Annotated in this window: 21 protein-coding genes; 3 read left to right on the plus strand and 18 right to left on the minus strand. The window is 69.0% G+C overall.

What is annotated here, in order from left to right; translation table 11 throughout:
- Nucleotides 1–61 precede the first annotated feature (61 nt).
- Both ACFQ9Z_RS23210 and glmS read right to left on the minus strand, forming a co-directional pair.
- The gene (locus ACFQ9Z_RS23210) at nucleotides 62–433 is read right to left on the minus strand and encodes a holo-ACP synthase (RefSeq protein WP_351672021.1); all 372 of its coding nucleotides are present in this window, start codon (nucleotides 431–433) and stop codon (nucleotides 62–64) included.
- A 41-nt stretch (nucleotides 434–474) separates the two neighbouring features.
- Nucleotides 475–2322: a glutamine--fructose-6-phosphate transaminase (isomerizing) gene (gene glmS / locus ACFQ9Z_RS23215; protein ID WP_383021925.1), complete on the minus strand. Its 1848-nt coding sequence runs from the start codon at nucleotides 2320–2322 to the stop codon at nucleotides 475–477.
- Between the two features lie 189 nt (nucleotides 2323–2511).
- On the opposite strand from glmS, the gene coaA reads away from it, so the two are divergent.
- Both coaA and ACFQ9Z_RS23225 read left to right on the plus strand, forming a co-directional pair.
- On the plus strand, nucleotides 2512–3480 hold the full coding sequence (gene coaA, locus ACFQ9Z_RS23220) for a type I pantothenate kinase (protein ID WP_383022406.1): 969 nt from the start codon (nucleotides 2512–2514) through the stop codon (nucleotides 3478–3480).
- Between the two features lie 37 nt (nucleotides 3481–3517).
- A complete protein-coding gene (locus ACFQ9Z_RS23225) occupies nucleotides 3518–4465 on the plus strand; it encodes a DUF389 domain-containing protein (protein ID WP_383021928.1) in 948 nt (315 codons plus the stop codon).
- Here ACFQ9Z_RS23225 and glmM read toward each other — a convergent pair.
- The 3 genes from glmM to rplM all read right to left on the minus strand — a co-directional run bounded on the left by glmM (nucleotide 4462) and on the right by rplM (nucleotide 6997).
- Nucleotides 4462–5820, minus strand: a complete 1359-nt coding sequence (gene glmM / locus ACFQ9Z_RS23230) for a phosphoglucosamine mutase (RefSeq protein WP_383021933.1) — start codon at nucleotides 5818–5820, stop codon at nucleotides 4462–4464. The genes ACFQ9Z_RS23225 and glmM overlap by 4 nt on opposite strands.
- A 178-nt stretch (nucleotides 5821–5998) precedes the next feature.
- Nucleotides 5999–6511 (minus strand): 30S ribosomal protein S9, encoded by a 513-nt coding sequence (gene rpsI / locus ACFQ9Z_RS23235; RefSeq protein WP_004927169.1) that lies wholly within the window; start codon nucleotides 6509–6511, stop codon nucleotides 5999–6001.
- A gap of 42 nt (nucleotides 6512–6553) precedes the next feature.
- Nucleotides 6554–6997 (minus strand): 50S ribosomal protein L13, encoded by a 444-nt coding sequence (gene rplM / locus ACFQ9Z_RS23240; protein WP_014674395.1) that lies wholly within the window; start codon nucleotides 6995–6997, stop codon nucleotides 6554–6556.
- Nucleotides 6998–7288: 291 nt separating this feature from the next.
- Between rplM and ACFQ9Z_RS23245 the strand changes: the two genes are divergently transcribed.
- Nucleotides 7289–8164 (plus strand): hypothetical protein, encoded by an 876-nt coding sequence (locus ACFQ9Z_RS23245; RefSeq protein WP_383021943.1) that lies wholly within the window; start codon nucleotides 7289–7291, stop codon nucleotides 8162–8164.
- A 1-nt stretch (nucleotide 8165) separates the two neighbouring features.
- Here the strand turns inward: ACFQ9Z_RS23245 and truA are convergent, their stop codons facing one another.
- From truA to rpsE, 13 genes are all read right to left on the minus strand, one after another.
- Nucleotides 8166–9020 carry a tRNA pseudouridine(38-40) synthase TruA gene (truA, locus tag ACFQ9Z_RS23250; RefSeq protein WP_383021948.1) on the minus strand — a complete coding sequence of 285 codons (855 nt, stop codon included), beginning with the start codon at nucleotides 9018–9020 and terminating at the stop codon, nucleotides 8166–8168.
- Nucleotides 9021–9094: 74 nt separating this feature from the next.
- Entirely contained in the window at nucleotides 9095–9589 is a 495-nt protein-coding gene (gene rplQ, locus ACFQ9Z_RS23255; RefSeq protein WP_383021951.1) for a 50S ribosomal protein L17, read from the minus strand.
- Between the two features lie 182 nt (nucleotides 9590–9771).
- Entirely contained in the window at nucleotides 9772–10794 is a 1023-nt protein-coding gene (locus ACFQ9Z_RS23260) for a DNA-directed RNA polymerase subunit alpha (protein ID WP_112465430.1), read from the minus strand.
- A 145-nt stretch (nucleotides 10795–10939) separates the two neighbouring features.
- Entirely contained in the window at nucleotides 10940–11344 is a 405-nt protein-coding gene (gene rpsK, locus ACFQ9Z_RS23265; RefSeq protein ID WP_003956432.1) for a 30S ribosomal protein S11, read from the minus strand.
- Nucleotides 11345–11414: 70 nt separating this feature from the next.
- Nucleotides 11415–11795, minus strand: coding sequence for a 30S ribosomal protein S13 (rpsM, locus tag ACFQ9Z_RS23270; RefSeq protein ID WP_383021957.1), 381 nt, complete (start codon nucleotides 11793–11795; stop codon nucleotides 11415–11417).
- 191 nt (nucleotides 11796–11986) lie between these two features.
- A complete protein-coding gene (gene rpmJ, locus ACFQ9Z_RS23275) occupies nucleotides 11987–12100 on the minus strand; it encodes a 50S ribosomal protein L36 (protein WP_003998809.1) in 114 nt (37 codons plus the stop codon).
- Nucleotides 12101–12158: 58 nt separating this feature from the next.
- Nucleotides 12159–12380, minus strand: a complete 222-nt coding sequence (gene infA / locus ACFQ9Z_RS23280) for a translation initiation factor IF-1 (protein WP_003948620.1) — start codon at nucleotides 12378–12380, stop codon at nucleotides 12159–12161.
- Nucleotides 12381–12543: 163 nt separating this feature from the next.
- Nucleotides 12544–13380 carry a type I methionyl aminopeptidase gene (map, locus tag ACFQ9Z_RS23285; protein ID WP_383021962.1) on the minus strand — a complete coding sequence of 279 codons (837 nt, stop codon included), beginning with the start codon at nucleotides 13378–13380 and terminating at the stop codon, nucleotides 12544–12546.
- Between the two features lie 99 nt (nucleotides 13381–13479).
- Nucleotides 13480–14145 carry an adenylate kinase gene (locus ACFQ9Z_RS23290; protein ID WP_383021966.1) on the minus strand — a complete coding sequence of 222 codons (666 nt, stop codon included), beginning with the start codon at nucleotides 14143–14145 and terminating at the stop codon, nucleotides 13480–13482.
- Nucleotides 14145–15458 (minus strand): preprotein translocase subunit SecY, encoded by a 1314-nt coding sequence (secY, locus tag ACFQ9Z_RS23295; RefSeq protein ID WP_383021969.1) that lies wholly within the window; start codon nucleotides 15456–15458, stop codon nucleotides 14145–14147. Before secY ends, ACFQ9Z_RS23290 begins: the two co-directional genes overlap by 1 nt.
- 233 nt (nucleotides 15459–15691) lie before the next feature.
- Nucleotides 15692–16147 (minus strand): 50S ribosomal protein L15, encoded by a 456-nt coding sequence (rplO, locus tag ACFQ9Z_RS23300; protein ID WP_094215509.1) that lies wholly within the window; start codon nucleotides 16145–16147, stop codon nucleotides 15692–15694.
- A 2-nt stretch (nucleotides 16148–16149) separates the two neighbouring features.
- The gene (rpmD, locus tag ACFQ9Z_RS23305) at nucleotides 16150–16332 is read right to left on the minus strand and encodes a 50S ribosomal protein L30 (RefSeq protein WP_003974250.1); all 183 of its coding nucleotides are present in this window, start codon (nucleotides 16330–16332) and stop codon (nucleotides 16150–16152) included.
- A gap of 2 nt (nucleotides 16333–16334) precedes the next feature.
- Nucleotides 16335–16940, minus strand: coding sequence for a 30S ribosomal protein S5 (rpsE, locus tag ACFQ9Z_RS23310; RefSeq protein WP_003992370.1), 606 nt, complete (start codon nucleotides 16938–16940; stop codon nucleotides 16335–16337).
- Nucleotides 16941–16976 lie beyond the last annotated feature (36 nt).

A 16976-nucleotide genomic window follows, 5' to 3' on the forward strand; every position in this document is an offset into this window, starting at 1 on the left:
CCACCCGCCACACCCGGGCTCCCCCGCCGCACCCGGGACCGCGCCGGGCCGCTCCGGCCGCTCAGCCCTCGGCGACGACCACGGCCGAGGCGATCCCGGCGTCGTGGCTGAGCGACACGTGCCAGGAGCGCACGCCGAGTTCGGCCGCCTTCGCGGCGACGGTCCCCTTCACCCGCAGCCGCGGCTGCCCGCTGTCCTCGACGTACACCTCGGCGTCGGTCCAGTGCAGCCCCGGCGGCGCGCCCAGCGCCTTGGCCAGCGCCTCCTTGGCGGCGAACCGCGCCGCGAGGGAGGCGATGCCGCGCCGCTCCCCGCTGGGCAGCAGCAACTCGCTGTCGACGAACAGCCGGCCGGCCAGTCCAGGCGTCCGATCCAGCGACGCCCGGAACCGATCGATCTCGGCGACGTCGATACCGACCCCGATGATGCTCATGGGCAGACCCTACGGGGCGCGGGTGCGCGGCCGTCGGCGGATCACTCCACCGTGACGGACTTCGCCAGGTTCCGCGGCTGGTCGACCTCGTTGCCCCGGGCCGTGGCCAGCTCGCAGGCGAACACCTGCAGCGGCACCGTGGCCACCAGCGGCTGCAGCAGGGTGGGCGTCGCCGGGATGCGGATCAGGTGGTCGGCGTAGGGGACCACCGCCTCGTCACCCTCCTCGGCGATCACGATCGTCCGCGCCCCGCGCGCCCGGATCTCCTGGATGTTGGAGACGATCTTGTCGTAGAGGACCGAACGGCCGCGCGGCGACGGCACGACCACCACCACGGGCAGGTCCTCCTCGATCAGGGCGATCGGACCGTGCTTCAGCTCGCCCGCCGCGAAGCCCTCGGCGTGCATGTAGGCGAGTTCCTTGAGCTTGAGCGCGCCCTCCAGGGCGACCGGATAGCCCACGTGCCGGCCCAGGAACAGCACCGTGTCCTTGTCGGCCAGCGACCGCGCGAGCGCCCGCACCGGCTCCATCGTCTCCAGCACCCGGTCGACCGCGCCGGCGATCCGGGACAGGTCCTTGATGACGGCGCTGATCTCGTCGCCCCACTTGGTGCCGCGTACCTGGCCCAGGTACAGGGCCACCAGGTAGCACGCGACGAGCTGGGTCAGGAACGCCTTGGTGGAGGCGACGGCCACCTCCGGCCCGGCGTGCGTGTACAGCACCGCGTCCGACTCGCGCGGGATCGTCGAGCCGTTGGTGTTGCAGATGGCCAGCACCTTGGAACCCTGCTCACGGGCGTGCCGCAGCGCCATCAGGGTGTCCATGGTCTCGCCGGACTGCGAGATGGCGATGACCAGGGAGCGCCCGTCGAGGATGGGGTCCCGGTAGCGGAACTCGCTGGCCAGCTCCACCTCGCACGGGATGCGCGTCCAGTGCTCGATGGCGTACTTGGCGATCAGGCCCGCGTGGAAGGCGGTACCGCAGGCGACGATGACGACCTTGTCCACCTCGCGCAGCTCCGAAGGCGTGATCCGGACCTCGTCCAGCGTCAGCGAGCCGGCCGCGTCGATGCGCCCGAGCAGCGTGTCGGCGACCGCCTTCGGCTGCTCGGCGATCTCCTTGAGCATGAAGTAGTCGTAGCCGTCCTTCTCCGCGGCCGACGCGTCCCAGTCCACGTGGTACGAACGCACCTCGGCGGGACGGCCGTCGAAGCCCGTCACCGTCACACCGTCCCGGCGCAGCTCCACCACCTGGTCCTGGCCCAGCTCGATCGCCGAGCGGGTGTGCTCGATGAACGCGGCGACGTCGGAGGCCAGGAACGCCTCGCCCTCGCCGACGCCCGCCACCAGGGGCGAGTTGCGGCGGGCGCCCACCACCACGTCCGGCGCGTCGGCGTGCACCGCGACCAGCGTGAACGCGCCCTCCAGGCGCCGGCACACCAGCCGCATGGCCTCGGCGAGGTCCGCGCAGGACGAGAACTCCTCCGCCAGCAGGTGCGCGACGACCTCGGTGTCCGTCTCGGAGGCGAGCTGGTGCCCGCGCTCGGCCAGCTCCGCCCGCAGCGCCGCGAAGTTCTCGATGATGCCGTTGTGGACGACGGCGACCCGGCCCGCGTTGTCCAGGTGCGGGTGCGCGTTCGCGTCCGTGGGACCGCCATGGGTGGCCCAGCGCGTGTGGCCGATGCCCGTGGTGCCCGCCGGCAGCGGCCGGTCGACGAGCTCCTTCTCCAGGTTGACCAGTTTCCCGGCCTTCTTCCCCGCGGCCAGCCCGCCGTCCGCGAGCACGGCGACACCCGCCGAGTCGTAGCCCCGGTACTCCAGCCGCTTCAGCCCGGCCATCACGACGTCGAGCGCCGACTGCGACCCTACGTATCCCACGATTCCGCACATGTGCCGCAGCCTACGGGCGAGCGGCCCCCCTGAAGGGCCGCCGCGTGCCCGAAATCAGAAATTCCCGCCGCGGCGGGAACGGCGCGCCCGGCCCCGGCCGCCCGTCCGCGCATCCGCACGTGACGCACCCCACCCGCACCCCTGTTCAAACTCCGTTAACAATGGACTGTGATCTCACCGGTCTCCCCGATGCCCAGGAGCGCCCACCGGCCCAGGCCGGAGGCGACTCCCTACGTCGACCTCACGCGCGCCGAGTGGAGCGCGCTGCGGGACAAGACGCCGCTGCCGCTCACCGCCGAGGAGGTGGAGAAGCTGCGCGGGCTCGGCGACGTCATCGACCTCGACGAGGTACGGGACATCTACCTCCCGCTGTCCCGCCTGCTCAACCTCTACGTCGGCGCCACGGACGGCCTGCGCGGCGCGCTCAACACCTTCCTGGGCGAGCAGGGCTCCCAGTCCGGCACCCCGTTCGTGATAGGCGTCGCCGGCTCGGTGGCGGTGGGCAAGTCCACCGTGGCCCGGCTGCTGCAGGCCCTGCTGTCCCGGTGGCCCGAGCACCCGCGCGTCGAACTGGTGACGACCGACGGCTTCCTGCTGCCCACCAGGGAGCTGGAGGCCCGCGGCCTGATGTCCCGCAAGGGGTTCCCCGAGTCCTACGACCGCCGGGCGCTGACCCGCTTCGTCGCCGACATCAAGGCGGGCAAGGACGAGGTGACGGCCCCCCGCTACTCCCACCTGATCTACGACATCGTCCCGGACAGCCGGCTCACCGTGCGCCGCCCGGACATCCTGATCGTCGAGGGGCTCAACGTCCTGCAGCCGGCCCTGCCCGGCAAGGACGGCCGCACCCGGGTGGGTCTCGCCGACTACTTCGACTTCAGCGTGTACGTCGACGCGAGCGCCGAGGACATCGAGAGCTGGTACCTCAGCCGCTTCCGCAAGCTGCGCCAGACCGCCTTCCAGAACCCGGACTCGTACTTCCGCAAGTACACCCAGGTCTCCGAGGAGGAGGCCCTCGACTACGCCCGCACCCTGTGGCGCACGATCAACAAGCCGAACCTGGTCGAGAACATCGCGCCCACCCGCGGCCGCGCCACCCTCGTCGTCCGCAAGGGCGCCGACCACAAGGTGCAGCGGCTGCGGCTGCGCAAGCTGTAGGTGTGACGTGTGCATGGATGCCTGTTAGAAAGGCGCCATGCTGCATCTGCGCCTGATCACCCCGGCCGACAAGACGGACGAGGTGGTGCGGCTGATCGGGACGACCGTCGGCACGGCCCACCTCGTCGTGCTGCCGGGCGCCGCCCGCGACCCCGCCGGGGACGTCGTCCAGTGCGACGTGGCACGCGAGGCGGGCGACGAACTCCTCAGCGCCCTGCAGGGTCTGGGCCTGGAGCGGACGGGCTCCATCGCGGTGGAGAACATCGACCTGTCGCTGTCCCGGCGGGCCGAACGGGCCGAGGACGAGGCGCCCGGGGAGGCCGCCGACGCGGTGCTCTGGGAGCACCTGACGGAGGCGACGCACGAGGAGTCGACCCTGTCGGTGACCTACGTCGCCTTCCTCACCCTGGCCACCATGATCGCGGCCTGCGGCGTGGTGCTGGACAACGCGGTCCTGATCGTGGGCGCGATGGCGGTCGGCCCGGAGTTCGGACCGCTGGCGGGCATCTCCACCGCCCTGGTGCAGCGCCGCCCGCGCCTGGCGCTGCGCTCGGTGACCGCGTTGCTCGTGGGCTTCGCGGCGGCGATGGCGGTGACGGTCGGCTTCAGCCTGTTCATGGATGCCGTCGGGCTCTTCCACCGCTCCGGGCTGGAGGGCGAGCGCCCCAACACGGCGTTCGTCTACGCCCCCGACGCCTTCTCGTTCGTCGTGGCGGTGCTGGCCGGGATCGCCGGCACCCTGTCCCTGACCTCCGCCAAGTCGGGCGCGCTGGTCGGCGTGGCCATCTCGGTGACGACGGTGCCCGCCGCCGCGAACGCGGCCGTGGCCCTCGCCTACGGAGACACCGCCCAGACGGCCGGATCGACGAACCAGCTCCTGCTGAACCTGCTGGGCATCGTCCTGGCCGGCATCCTCACCCTGCTGACCCAGAAGTGGTTCTGGGCCAGGCAGCGGCAGCGCCGGCCGAACGTCGAAAAGGCCTAGCCGAGGGCCGACTTGACCGCGTCGGCGAGGCGTCCGGCGACGGACCGGGCCTGGTCGATGTCGGCCGCCTCGACCATCACCCGCACCAGCGGCTCGGTCCCCGAGGGACGCAGCAGCACCCGCCCGGTCTCGCCCAGTTCGCGCTCCGCCTCGGTGACGGCGGCGGCGAGGTCGGCGGACGTCCCCACCCGCGACTTGTCCACGTCCGGGACGTTGATCAGGACCTGCGGCAGGCGCCGCATCACCGACGCCAGGTCCCGCAGGCTACGGCCGGTCTGCGCGACCCGAGCCGCCAGCAGCAGCCCGGTCAGCGTGCCGTCCCCGGTCGTCGCGTGGTCGAGGATGATGACGTGCCCGGACTGCTCGCCGCCGAGGGCGTAGCCCTTCTCCTTCATCTCCTCCAGCACGTACCGGTCGCCTACGGCGGTCTGCACGAGGTGGATGCCCTCCCGCTCCATCGCCAGCTTGAAGCCCAGGTTCGACATGACCGTCGCGACGACGGTGTCGGAGCGCAGCTCGGAGCGCTCCCGCATCGCCAGCGCGAGCACGGAGAGGATCTGGTCGCCGTCGACCTCCTCGCCGGTGTGGTCCACGGCGAGGCAGCGGTCGGCGTCGCCGTCGTGCGCGATGCCGAGGTCGGCGCCGTGCTCGACGACGGCGGCCTTCAGCTTGTCCAGGTGGGTGGAGCCGCAGCCGTCGTTGATGTTGAGCCCGTCCGGCTCGGCGCCGATCGTGACGACCTGGGCGCCGGCCTGCGAGAACGCCTCCGGCGAGACCCCCGAGGCCGCGCCGTGCGCTTCGTCCAGGACGATCTTCAGGCCGTCGAGCCGGTTCGGCAGGGCGGCGAGGAGGTGGCCGACGTAGCGCTCGAAGCCCTCGTCGTAGGGGCGGGCCCGCCCGACACCCGCTCCGGTGGGCCGCTCCCAGGGCTCGCCGTGCCGGTGGGACTCGTAGACCGACTCGATCCGGTCCTCGAGCTCGTCGGCGAGCTTGTGGCCGCCGCGCGCGAAGAACTTGATGCCGTTGTCCGGCATGGCATTGTGGCTGGCGGACAGCATCACGCCGAGGTCCGCGCCGAGCACGCCGGTCAGGAACGCCACCGCCGGGGTCGGCAGCACGCCGACCCGCAGCACGTCGACGCCGGCGCTGGCCAGGCCCGCGACCACGGCCGCCTCCAGGAACTCCCCGGACGCGCGCGGGTCCCGCCCGACCACCGCCGTCGGCCTGTGGCCCTCGAAGGTGCCCGCCTCGGCCAGCACGTGCGCCGCCGCTACGGACAGTCCGAGCGCCATCTCGGCCGTCAGGTCCGCGTTGGCGACACCGCGCACGCCGTCCGTACCGAAGAGTCGTCCCACTTGTCCTCCTGAGGAAGCGTCCATGCTGCCGGGAATCATGGCAGACGCCACGACATCCGATCACACAAGCCTCTGAGCGTCTTGTGTCGTTATACGCCCTTGGGCTGGGATAAACGAACGCCCCGACGGCACAGTGGCGTGCCGCCGGGGCGTTCGGAGTACGAGCAGGCAGCGGTGTTTAGCGCTTGCTGTACTGCGGGGCCTTGCGGGCCTTCTTCAGACCGGCCTTCTTGCGCTCGACCGCACGGTCGTCGCGCTTGAGGAAGCCGGCCTTCTTCAGCGGGCCGCGGTTGTTGTCGACGTCGGCCTCGTTCAGCGCACGGGCGACACCGAGACGGAGCGCACCGGCCTGACCGGAGACGCCGCCACCCGCGATACGGGCGATGACGTCGTAGCGGCCCTCGAGCTCCAGCACCTTGAAGGGCTCGTTGACTTCCTGCTGGTGCACCTTGTTCGGGAAGTAGTCCTCGAGGGTGCGACCGTTGATCTTCCACTTGCCGGTGCCCGGGACGATCCGGACGCGGGCGATGGCGTTCTTGCGGCGGCCCAGGCCGGCGGCCGGCTGGGGCTCGCCGAAGCGGGAGGCCATGGACTCCGAGGTGTACTCGCCCTCGACGGGGACCTCGGACTCGGTGGTGTAGCTGTCGATGTCAAGCTCTTCGAGCGGCTGCTCGGCAGTGGTCTCGGCCACGATTCTCCTCAGATTCTCTTCAGTCTTAGGGGGTGGCCGGACTTACTGCGCGACCTGGGTGATCTCGAACGGCACCGGCTGCTGGGCAGCGTGCGGGTGCTGGTCACCCTTGTAGACCTTCAGCTTCGAGAGCATCTGACGGCCCAGGGAGTTCTTGGGGAGCATGCCCTTGACGGCCTTCTCGATGGCCTTCTCCGGGTTCTTGTCCAGCAGCTCGTCGTAGCGGACGGACCGCAGACCACCCGGGTAGCCGGAGTGGCGGTACGCCATCTTCTGCGTCCGCTTGTTGCCGGAGAGGTGCACCTTGTCGGCGTTGATGATGATGACGAAGTCACCAGCGTCGACGTGCGGGGCGTAGATCGGCTTGTGCTTACCCCGGAGGAGGGTCGCCGCAGTGGTGGCGAGACGGCCCAGGACAACGTCCTGAGCGTCGATGACGTGCCACTGGCGCGTCACATCGCCGGGCTTGGGGCTGTACGTACGCACGGTTCGTAGCCTTCGCTTCGAGTGAATGGTCCTAAACAAGGTCACCGAAACGATCACGACAGCCTGGACCGCACGGCGGCGACGCATACCGCGTACGTGGGGTCGCTGGTCATCGGCCCGGTGGACCGGTGTAAGGGCCCGTCCCGTGAGAATGAGCAAGCCAATACACAACGAAGAAGCAGGTTACCTGTACGCCCCCGGACGGGTCAAAACGAGGCATGCCGACGGACAAAGGCGGCATGCCGCCGCTCGCGCTCCAGTATCGCCCGTCCCACGTCTAAGATGCGCCACATGAGTTACGGGCAGGGGGGACCCCAGTCTCAGTGGGATCCCTGGAAACCTAATTCCCAGCAGCCATGGAGCAGCGGCGGTGACGACGGATCCCCCGACTGGGCCGCGCTCGCCGAGGCCTCCGAGACGCGGAACAAGCGTCGCCGGCTGCTGTTCATCGGCGGCGGCGCCCTAGCCACGATCGGCGTGGGCACGGCCGTCGCCATGGCGGTGGTCTCCGCGAACGGCGACGACAGCGCCTCCGGCAAGCCCCTGCCACCCAGCGCCTCGCTGCCCGGCGGCACCGCCACGGCTCCGTCCTTCGCGCCCACCAGCGCACCGCCGCCGCTGGACCCGAAGGACTTCATAGCCAGCGCCAAGAAGGACACCGCCCCGCTGAGCCCGGAGACGCTCTTCCCGGGCACCCGGCTCACCATGGGCGAGACGGTGTACAAGAAGGGCGCCACCGCCGACACCACCGACTGCGCCTCGGCCGCCGGCGGCAACCTGCCGAAGATCCTCACCGCCAACGGCTGCACCCGGCTGATGCGCGTGAGCTACCTCAACGGCGGCATCGCCGTCACCGTCGGTGTCGCGGTCTTCGACGACGAGACGCTGGCCGCCAAGGTCAAGTCCCAGGCGGGCAGCAAGAAGAGCCTGGTCAGCGCGCTGGCGGGCAAGGGCGTCAAGAACTTCTGCGACTCCGCGATCTGCCGGACGACCACGAACTCCTACGGCCGCTACGCCTACTTCACGATCAGCGGCTTCACCGACGGCAAGAACGTCACCACCAAGGACACCAAGGTGTTCCGCACCGGCGACGACCTGGCCCAGTTCACCGTCAACCAGATCCACCGCCGCGGGCAGGCACAGGCCTCAGCGGCGGCGAACCGGTAGCTCAGCAGCACCCCGCCGGCGGAAGCGACCGCTTGTTCCGGGCCTCCTTGTTCCGGGCGGCGAGCAGCTCGTCGGCGGGGTAGCCGACCTCCTCCAGGGTCAGCCCGTGCGGCCGTACGACGTGCACGGCGCTGTCCCGCACCCCGGCGGCCAGCACCTTCCCCGGCCACTCCGGCCCCCGGTGCCCGTCCCCGACGAACAGCAGCGCGCCGATCAGCGAGCGCACCATGTTGTGGCAGAAGGCGTCGGCCCGCACGGTGGCCGTGACGACCCCGTCCGCACCGCGCACCAGGCTCAGCTCCTGGAGCGTGCGGATCGTGGTCGCGCCCTCGCGCCGCTTGCAGTAGGCGGCGAAGTCGTGCTCGCCGACGAGCGCCCGCGCGGCCTCGTTCATCGCGTCCACGTCGAGCGGCCAGTCGTGCCAGAGGACGTGGCCCCGCAGCAGCGGGTCCACCCCGCCGGGGTTGTCGGTGACGCGATAGGCGTAGCGCCGCCAGACGGCCGAGAAGCGGGCGTTGAATCCGGCCGGGGCCTCGGCGAGCCGCCACACCCGGACGTCCTTGGGCAGCCGCCCGGCGAGCCGCTTCAGCAGCTTCTCCCGGTGCTCGGCCCACAGTTCGGCGGGCAGGTCGACGTGCGCGACCTGGCCGCGCGCGTGCACTCCGGCGTCCGTCCGGCCGGCCACGGTCAGCTCGTACGTCTCCTTCGACCGCGTCACGGTGCGCAGGGCGTCCTCGATCTCCCCCTGCACGGTCCGCCTGCCGCCGGCCTGCTTGGCCCAGCCGTGGAAGTCGGTGCCGTCGTAGGAGAGGTCGAGACGGATGCGCACGCGTCCGGGCTGTACTTCGTCACTCACACAGGAATCCTCTCAAGTACGCGAAAGCGGGCCCGCCCCGGAGGGCGGACCCGCTTCCCGCTTCAGGCAGGGCCTCAGGCGTCCTTGGACTCCTCGGCGGCGGCCTCCTCGGCCGGAGCCTCGGTGGTCTCCTGCGCCTTGGCCTCGTCCGACTCCTTGACCGCACGCTTGGTGGCGGCCTCGGCCTCGCCCACGGCCTTCTGCTGCACCGTCAGCGCCTCGACCAGCTCGATGACGGCCATGGGCGCGTTGTCGCCACGGCGGTTACCGATCTTGGTGATGCGGGTGTAGCCACCCGGACGGTTCTCGTAGCGCGGGCCGATCTCGGTGAAGAGCGTGTGGACGACGCTCTTGTCCGTGATCACCTGGAGCACCTGACGGCGGTTGTGAAGGTCGCCCTTCTTCGCCTTGGTGACCAGACGCTCGGCGTACGGGCGCAGGCGGCGGGCCTTCGCCTCGGTGGTGGTGATGCGGCCGTGCTCGAAGAGGCTCTTCGCCAGGTTGGCGAGGAGGAGCTTCTCGTGCGCGGCGCTGCCGCCCAGACGGGCACCCTTGGTGGGCTTCGGCATGGTTCTTCTCCTGTGTGTCTGCCCCGGCCGTATCAGGTACCGGAGTCAGTATCCGAGCAGACGGTTGTCTGTCGGAGATCCGGGAGCGGCCCCGCAGGGGCGCTCCCGGAGGGGGCGCGGGGAACTGCGCGACAAGCCACAGCGCACCCGCACCCGCGGTACTGCCTCTCCTGGCGGAGCGATCAGTACTGCTCGGTCTCCACGAAGCCCGCGTCCGCGTCGTCGTCCGCGCCGAACGCGTCCGCCGCGGCGGTGGGGTCGAACCCGGGGGGCGAGTCCTTCAGGGCCAGGCCCATACCCGCCAGCTTCGCCTTGACCTCGTCGATGGACTTCGCACCGAAGTTGCGGATGTCCAGGAGGTCGGCCTCGGAGCGGGCGACGAGCTCACCCACGGAGTGGATGCCCTCGCGCTTGAGGCAGTTGTACGACCGAACGGTGAGCTCCAGCTCCTCGATCGGCAGCGCCAGGTCGGCGGCCAGGGCGGCGTCCGTCGGGGACGGGCCCATGTCGATGCCCTCGGCGTCGATGTTCAGCTCGCGGGCGAGACCGAACAGCTCGACCAGGGTCTTGCCCGCGGAGGCCATGGCGTCACGGGGACGCATCGCCTGCTTGGTCTCGACGTCGACGATCAGCTTGTCGAAGTCGGTGCGCTGCTCGACACGGGTGGCCTCGACCTTGTACGTGACCTTGAGCACCGGCGAGTAGATGGAGTCGACCGGGATACGGCCGATCTCCTGGCCCACCTGCTTGTTCTGCACGGCGGAGACGTAGCCGCGACCGCGCTCGACGGTCAGCTCCATCTCCAGCTTGCCCTTGCCGTTGAGCGCGGCGAGGACGAGGTCGGGGTTGTGCACCTCGACACCGGCCGGGGGCGCGATGTCGGCGGCGGTGACCAGACCCGGGCCCTGCTTGCGCAGGTACATCACGACCGGCTCGTCGTGCTCCGAGGAGACCACGAGCTGCTTGATGTTGAGGATCAGGTCGGTGACGTCCTCCTTGACGCCCGGCACGGTGGTGAACTCGTGCAGGACGCCGTCGATGCGGATGCTGGTGACAGCGGCACCGGGGATCGACGACAGGAGGGTGCGGCGGAGCGAGTTGCCGAGGGTGTAGCCGAAGCCCGGCTCCAGCGGCTCGATCACGAACCGGGAGCGGAACTCGTCGACGACCTCTTCGGTCAACGAGGGACGCTGAGCGATCAGCATGTGTGGATCAGATCCTTCTTTCGTGGACGCCCGCTATTTGACGCCCGACGGAAACCGCACCCGTGGAAAGTGCGGGTACTGCAAGGGTACGGGCGGTACGCCCCTTACGGGGCCGTACCGCCCGGACCCTGAGAGCGGCCTGGCCTCAGACGCGGCGGCGCTTCGGCGGGCGGCAGCCGTTGTGCGGGGTCGGGGTGACGTCCTGGATGGAGCCGACCTCGAGGCCCGTGGCCTGCAGGGAGCGGATCGCGGTCTCACGACCGGAACCCGGGCCCTTCACGAACACGTCGACCTTGCGCATGCCGTGCTCCTGGGCGCGGCGGGCAGCCGACTCGGCGGCCATCTGCGCGGCGAACGGCGTGGACTTCCGGGAGCCCTTGAAGCCGACGTGGCCGGCGGAGGCCCAGGAGATCACGTTGCCGGACGGGTCCGTGATGGAGACGATCGTGTTGTTGAACGTGCTCTTGATGTGCGCGTGGCCGTGAGCGACGTTCTTCTTTTCCTTGCGGCGCACCTTCTTGGCAGCGCCCTGACGACCCTTGGGGGGCATCTACAAACTCCTACGGGGAGGTGGTCGGTCCTACAGCGAAGACCGCTGATGAAGCGTTGTCCGCTGAGGACTACTTCTTGCCCGGCTTCTTCTTGCCGGCGATGGCGCGACGCGGGCCCTTGCGGGTGCGGGCGTTGGTGCTGGTGCGCTGACCGCGGACGGGCAGGCCACGGCGGTGACGCAGACCCTGGTAGCAGCCGATCTCGACCTTGCGGCGGATGTCGGCCTGGATCTCGCGACGGAGGTCACCCTCGGTCTTGAAGTTGTTGTCGACGTACTCGCGGATGGCGACCAGCTGCTCTTCGGTCAGGTCGCGAACGCGGGTGTTCGGGTCGATACCGGTCTCGGCCAGCGTCAGCTGGGAGAGTGTCCGGCCGATGCCGAACACGTAGGTGAGGGCAACCTCCACGCGCTTTTCGCGCGGGATGTCAACACCGGAAACGCGTGCCATTCAATGGCTCCTGGTGAATCTTCGGAGGTCTTCCACAGAACCGGCTCCCGGCCCGCCGTACCAGGTACGGACCAGGTCCCCGGCCTCCGAACCGGGGGTGTCGAGCCGCATGGACTCGGGCTCTGCGTATGAACAAATTCAGCTTGCGTCGCGCGAATCTCTGCGATGGATGCAGAGGGATCGGTCGTGCGTCAGCCCTGGCGCTGCTTGTGGCGCGGGTTCTCGCAGATGACCATGACCCGACCGTGACGGCGGATCACCCTGCACTTGTCGCAGATCTTCTTGACGCTCGGCTTGACCTTCATTGGTGAGGTTCTCCGGGTCAGTGCCATCGCTCCGGGAGGCCCGGGGCGCGGGCAAGATCTACTTGTACCGGTAGACGATCCGGCCACGCGTCAGGTCGTACGGAGACAGCTCCACCACGACCCGGTCGTCAGGGAGGATGCGGATGTAGTGCATACGCATCTTGCCGCTGATGTGTGCCAGGACCTGGTGGCCGTTCTGGAGCTCGACCTTGAACATGGCGTTCGGAAGAGACTCGACGACAGTGCCCTCGATCTCGATGGCACCTTGCTTCTTGGCCACGCTTCGCCCTTCGAATCGACTACCTTGATCGACTCTCTCGCTCACCCCGAAGGGCGAGAGGCGAGCGCATGAGGACATGCGGGTGCACGAGAGCCGACGAGTCAGTCTACGTCAGCGCACCCGGAAAAACGAATCGAGGAAGTCTGCCCCATGCCGGTGATCCCTATGCAAGGGGATCCGGCGCGGCCGTGATCCCGTGCTCCGCCAGCTTGGCCCTGCCGCCGTCGACGGCCGTCAGGACCAAGGGCCCCTGGTCGGTCAGGGCGACCGAGTGCTCCCAGTGGGAGGACCAGGTGCCGTCCGTGGTGATGACGGTCCAGTCGTCCGAGAGGACCTCGGTGCGGGGGGTGCCGAGGGAGACCATGGGCTCGATGGCGAGGCAGAAGCCGGGGATCAGCTTGGGACCCTTGCCGCGGCGGCGGTCGACGTAGTTCAGCAGGTGCGGGTCCATGTGCATCTCGGTGCCGATGCCGTGGCCGCCGTAGTCCTCGATGATCCCGTACTTGCCGCCGCCGGGCTTCGGCTGGCGGCGGATGTAGGTCTCGATGGCACGGGAGACGTCGACCAGCCGGTTGCCCTGCTTCATCGCGGCGATGCCGGCCCACATCGACTCCTCGGTCACCCGGGAGAGCTCGACCAGCTCCGGGGAGTGACCTGAGCCCACGAAGGCCGTGTAGGCGGCGTCACCGTGCCAGCCGTCGACGATCGCGCCGCAGTCGATGGAGATGATGTCGCCGTCCTTGAGGACGACGTCTTCGGACGGGATGCCGTGGACGACCACGTCGTTCACCGAGGTGCAGATGGTCGCGGGGAACCCGCCGTAGCCGAGGAAGTTCGACTTGGCGCCGTGCTCGGCGAGCACCTTGCGGGCGACCTCGTCCAGATCCCTGGTGCTGGCGCCGGGGACCGCGGCCTCACGGGTCGCCGCGTGGATGGCGGCGACGACCAGCCCCGCCGCTCGCATCTTGGCGATCTGCTCGGGGCTCTTGATCTGCACCATGGGGGCCTGCGCTCTCCGTCACTCACGTCGGATGGATTACGTACACAACAGTACGGCCGCGACGCCCCCGAGGGCGCCGCGGCCGGAAGGGACCGCGATCTACTTGTTCTCGGCCTTCTCGCGCTTCAGCGCCTCGAGCGCCCGCTCGGTGATCTCCTCCACCGGACCCAGCGAGGAGATCGTGCGGACCAGGCCCTGCGACTTGTAGTAGTCGATGATCGGCTCGGTCTGCGTGTGGTAGACCTCCAGCCGCGTGCGGACGGTCTCCTCGGAGTCGTCGTCGCGCTGGTACAGCTCACCGCCGCAGACGTCGCAGACGCCCTCCTGCTTCGGCGGGCTGTACGTCACGTGGAAGACGTGGGACGAGTCGTTGCGGCAGATGCGCCGGCCGGCGATCCGCTTGACGACCTCCTCCTCCGGGACCTCCAGGTCCAGGACGGCGTCCAGCTTGATGTTCTCGGACTCCAGCAGCTCGTCCAGCGCCTCGGCCTGCGAGACGTTCCGCGGGAAGCCGTCCAGCAGGAAGCCGTTCTCCGCGTCGGGCTGCTCCATGCGGTCCTTGGCCATCGCGATGGTGACCTCGTCGGGTACGAGGTTCCCCGCGTCCATGTAGGACTTCGCGAGCTTGCCCAGCTCGGTCTGCTGGCTGATGTTTGCGCGGAACAGGTCGCCCGTCGAGATGTGCGGGATGCCCAGCTTCTCGGCGAGTCGGACGGCTTGCGTTCCCTTACCGGCACCCGGCGGCCCGACGAGGACGATACGCATCAGCGGAGGAACCCTTCGTAATTGCGCTGCTGAAGCTGGCTCTCGATCTGCTTCACCGTCTCGAGTCCGACACCCACGATGATGAGGATGCTGGTCCCGCCGAACGGGAAGTTCTGGCTTGCCCCGAAGCCCACCAACGCCATTGTCGGTACGAGAGCGATCAGACCCAGATACAGCGAACCCGGCCAGGTGATCCGGTTGAGCACGTAGCTGAGGTACTCAGCGGTCGGTCGGCCAGCCCGGATGCCCGGGATGAAGCCACCATACTTCTTCATGTTGTCGGCGACTTCCTCGGGGTTGAAGGAGATCGCCACGTAGAAGAACGCGAAGAAAACGATGAGCAAGAAGTACGAAGCGATGTAAATCGGGTGGTCGCCCTTGGTCAGGTTCTGCTCGACCCAGGTCTTCCAGCCCGACTTGCCCCCCGCGAACTGCGCGATCAGTGCCGGGATGTAGAGCAGCGACGAGGCGAAGATGACCGGAATCACACCGGCCTGGTTCACCTTGAGCGGGATGTACGTGGACGTACCGCCGTAGGAGCGGCGGCCGATCATGCGCTTCGCGTACTGCACCGGGATGCGGCGCTGGGCCTGCTCGACGAAGACCACCAGCGCGACCATGACCAGGCCGACCAGGATGACCGTGCCGAACTCGATCCAGCCGCCGGCCAGGGTGCCCTGCTTCTTGATGGCCCACAGCGCGGACGGGAAGGTCGCCGCGATCGAGATGAACATCAGGATCGACATGCCGTTGCCGATGCCGCGGTCGGTGATCAGCTCACCGAGCCACATGACGACGGCGGTGCCGGCGGTCATGCAGATGACCATCGTGATCGTGCTGAAGATGGCCTGGTCGGGAACGATCTGGCTGGCCACGGAGCAGCTGCCGAACAGGGCGCCGCTGCGCGCGGTGGCGACGAGACCGGTGCCCTGCAGGATGGCGAGCGCCACGGTCAGGTAGCGGGTGTACTGCGTGATCTTCGCGGTACCCGCCTGACCCTCCTTCTTCAGGGCCTCCAGACGGGGGATGACCACGGTGAGCAGCTGCAGAATGATGCTCGCCGTGATGTACGGCATGATGCCGAGCGCGAAGATCGTGATCTGGAGCAGCGCGCCGCCGCTGAACATGTTGACGAGACCGAACAGGCCCTGGTTGCCGGACGCCTCTTTCACACACGTCTGGACGGCCTTGTAGTTGACGCCGGGGATCGGGACGTGGGTACCGACCCGGTAGACCACGATGATGCCCAGCGTGAAGAGCAGCTTCTTGCGCAGGTCGGGCGTCCTGAACGCCCGGGCGAACGCGGTGAGCACGGTGCCTCCTGCGACCCCCGCGCAACTGCGTCAAGGGTGACGGTCTTGAGGTTCGACGAATGAATAACGGCCAACTGCCGCTCAGGGTGCCCCATGGGAGCATCCATTGAAAGTGGACAGTGCAGGCCACCTTACCGGCGAGACCACTGCCCTTGGAACGACCGACCGGGGATACCCCTTTTGTGGAGTATCCCCGGTCGGGATCGTTCACGTCATCGAGGCGCCTGAGGGGCTCAGATCAGCTCGGTGACCGTACCGCCGGCGGCGGTGATCTTCTCCTTGGCGGAGCCGGAGACGGCGTCGACCGTCACCTGCAGCGCCACGGAGACCTCGCCCTGGCCGAGGACCTTGACGAGGCTGTTCTTGCGAACGGCGCCCTTGGCCACCAGACCCTCGACGGTGACCTCGCCACCCTCGGGGTAGAGCGCGGCCAGCTTGTCGAGGTTCACGACCTGGTACTCGGTCTTGAACGGGTTCTTGAAGCCCTTCAGCTTCGGGAGGCGCATGTGGAGCGGCATCTGGCCACCCTCGAAGCGCTCCGGAACCTGGTAGCGGGCCTTCGTGCCCTTGGTACCACGACCGGCCGTCTTACCCTTCGACGCCTCACCACGACCCACACGGGTCTTGGCGGTCTTGGCGCCCGGGGCGGGACGGAGGTTGTGGATCTTGAGCGGGTTCTGCTCCGCCATGATCAGTCGACCTCCTCGACCGTCACGAGGTGGCGGACGGTGTGCACCATGCCGCGGAACTCGGGGCGGTCCTCCTTGACGACCTGCGTGTTGATGCCCTTGAGACCAAGGGAGCGCAGGGTGTCGCGGTGGTTCTGCTTGCTGCCGATGTAGGACTTGACCTGCGTGATCTTGAGCTGCGCCATGATTACGCACCCGCCCCGGCACGCGCACGCAGCAGGGCCGCGGGAGCGACGTCCTCGAGCGGCAGACCACGGCGGGCCGCGATCTCCTCGGGACGCTGCAGGCCCTTCAGGGCCGCCACGGTCGCGTGCACGATGTTGATCGCGTTGTCGGAGCCGAGCGACTTCGACAGCACGTCGTGGATACCGGCGCACTCGAGCACGGCACGCACCGGACCACCGGCGATAACACCGGTACCGGGGGACGCGGGCTTGAGCAGCACGACGCCGGCAGCCTTCTCACCCTGGATGGGGTGCGGGATGGTGCCCTGGATACGGGGGACCTTGAAGAAGTGCTTCTTGGCCTCCTCAACACCCTTGGCGATGGCGGCCGGCACCTCCTTGGCCTTGCCGTAACCGACACCCACGGTGCCGTCACCGTCGCCCACCACGACCAGCGCGGTGAAGCTGAAGCGACGACCACCCTTCACAACCTTGGCGACGCGGTTGATCGCGACGACGCGCTCAACGTACGCGGTCTTCTCGGCGGCAGCAGCGCCGCCGTCACGGCCCTTCCGGTCCCGCCGCTCGCCGCCACCGGCACCGCCACCGCGGCGCTGGGGTCCAGCCATTGGAATTACCTCTCTTCGTTTCCGCTAGCTACGGCA

Source organism: Streptomyces sp. NPDC056580 (assembly GCF_042793175.1).
Taxonomy (GTDB): Bacteria; Actinomycetota; Actinomycetes; order Streptomycetales; family Streptomycetaceae; genus Streptomyces.

What these genes read in the sequence shown, in the direction of transcription:
- coaA (WP_383022406.1), top strand. Translation starts at nt 2,512, where the DNA reads ATGCCCAGGAGCGCCCACCGGCCCAGGCCGGAGGCGACTCCCTACGTC.
- ACFQ9Z_RS23210 (WP_351672021.1), bottom strand. Translation starts at nt 433, where the DNA reads ATGAGCATCATCGGGGTCGGTATCGACGTCGCCGAGATCGATCGGTTC.
- rpmD (WP_003974250.1), bottom strand. Translation starts at nt 16,332, where the DNA reads ATGGCGCAGCTCAAGATCACGCAGGTCAAGTCCTACATCGGCAGCAAG.
- ACFQ9Z_RS23245 (WP_383021943.1), top strand. Translation starts at nt 7,289, where the DNA reads ATGAGTTACGGGCAGGGGGGACCCCAGTCTCAGTGGGATCCCTGGAAA.
- rplQ (WP_383021951.1), bottom strand. Translation starts at nt 9,589, where the DNA reads ATGCCGAAGCCCACCAAGGGTGCCCGTCTGGGCGGCAGCGCCGCGCAC.
- rplO (WP_094215509.1), bottom strand. Translation starts at nt 16,147, where the DNA reads ATGGCGGAGCAGAACCCGCTCAAGATCCACAACCTCCGTCCCGCCCCG.
- rpmJ (WP_003998809.1), bottom strand. Translation starts at nt 12,100, where the DNA reads ATGAAGGTCAAGCCGAGCGTCAAGAAGATCTGCGACAAGTGCAGGGTG.
- ACFQ9Z_RS23290 (WP_383021966.1), bottom strand. Translation starts at nt 14,145, where the DNA reads ATGCGTATCGTCCTCGTCGGGCCGCCGGGTGCCGGTAAGGGAACGCAA.
- ACFQ9Z_RS23225 (WP_383021928.1), top strand. Translation starts at nt 3,518, where the DNA reads ATGCTGCATCTGCGCCTGATCACCCCGGCCGACAAGACGGACGAGGTG.
- glmS (WP_383021925.1), bottom strand. Translation starts at nt 2,322, where the DNA reads ATGTGCGGAATCGTGGGATACGTAGGGTCGCAGTCGGCGCTCGACGTC.
- rpsE (WP_003992370.1), bottom strand. Translation starts at nt 16,940, where the DNA reads ATGGCTGGACCCCAGCGCCGCGGTGGCGGTGCCGGTGGCGGCGAGCGG.
- rpsK (WP_003956432.1), bottom strand. Translation starts at nt 11,344, where the DNA reads ATGCCCCCCAAGGGTCGTCAGGGCGCTGCCAAGAAGGTGCGCCGCAAG.
- rpsM (WP_383021957.1), bottom strand. Translation starts at nt 11,795, where the DNA reads ATGGCACGCGTTTCCGGTGTTGACATCCCGCGCGAAAAGCGCGTGGAG.
- ACFQ9Z_RS23260 (WP_112465430.1), bottom strand. Translation starts at nt 10,794, where the DNA reads ATGCTGATCGCTCAGCGTCCCTCGTTGACCGAAGAGGTCGTCGACGAG.
- map (WP_383021962.1), bottom strand. Translation starts at nt 13,380, where the DNA reads ATGGTGCAGATCAAGAGCCCCGAGCAGATCGCCAAGATGCGAGCGGCG.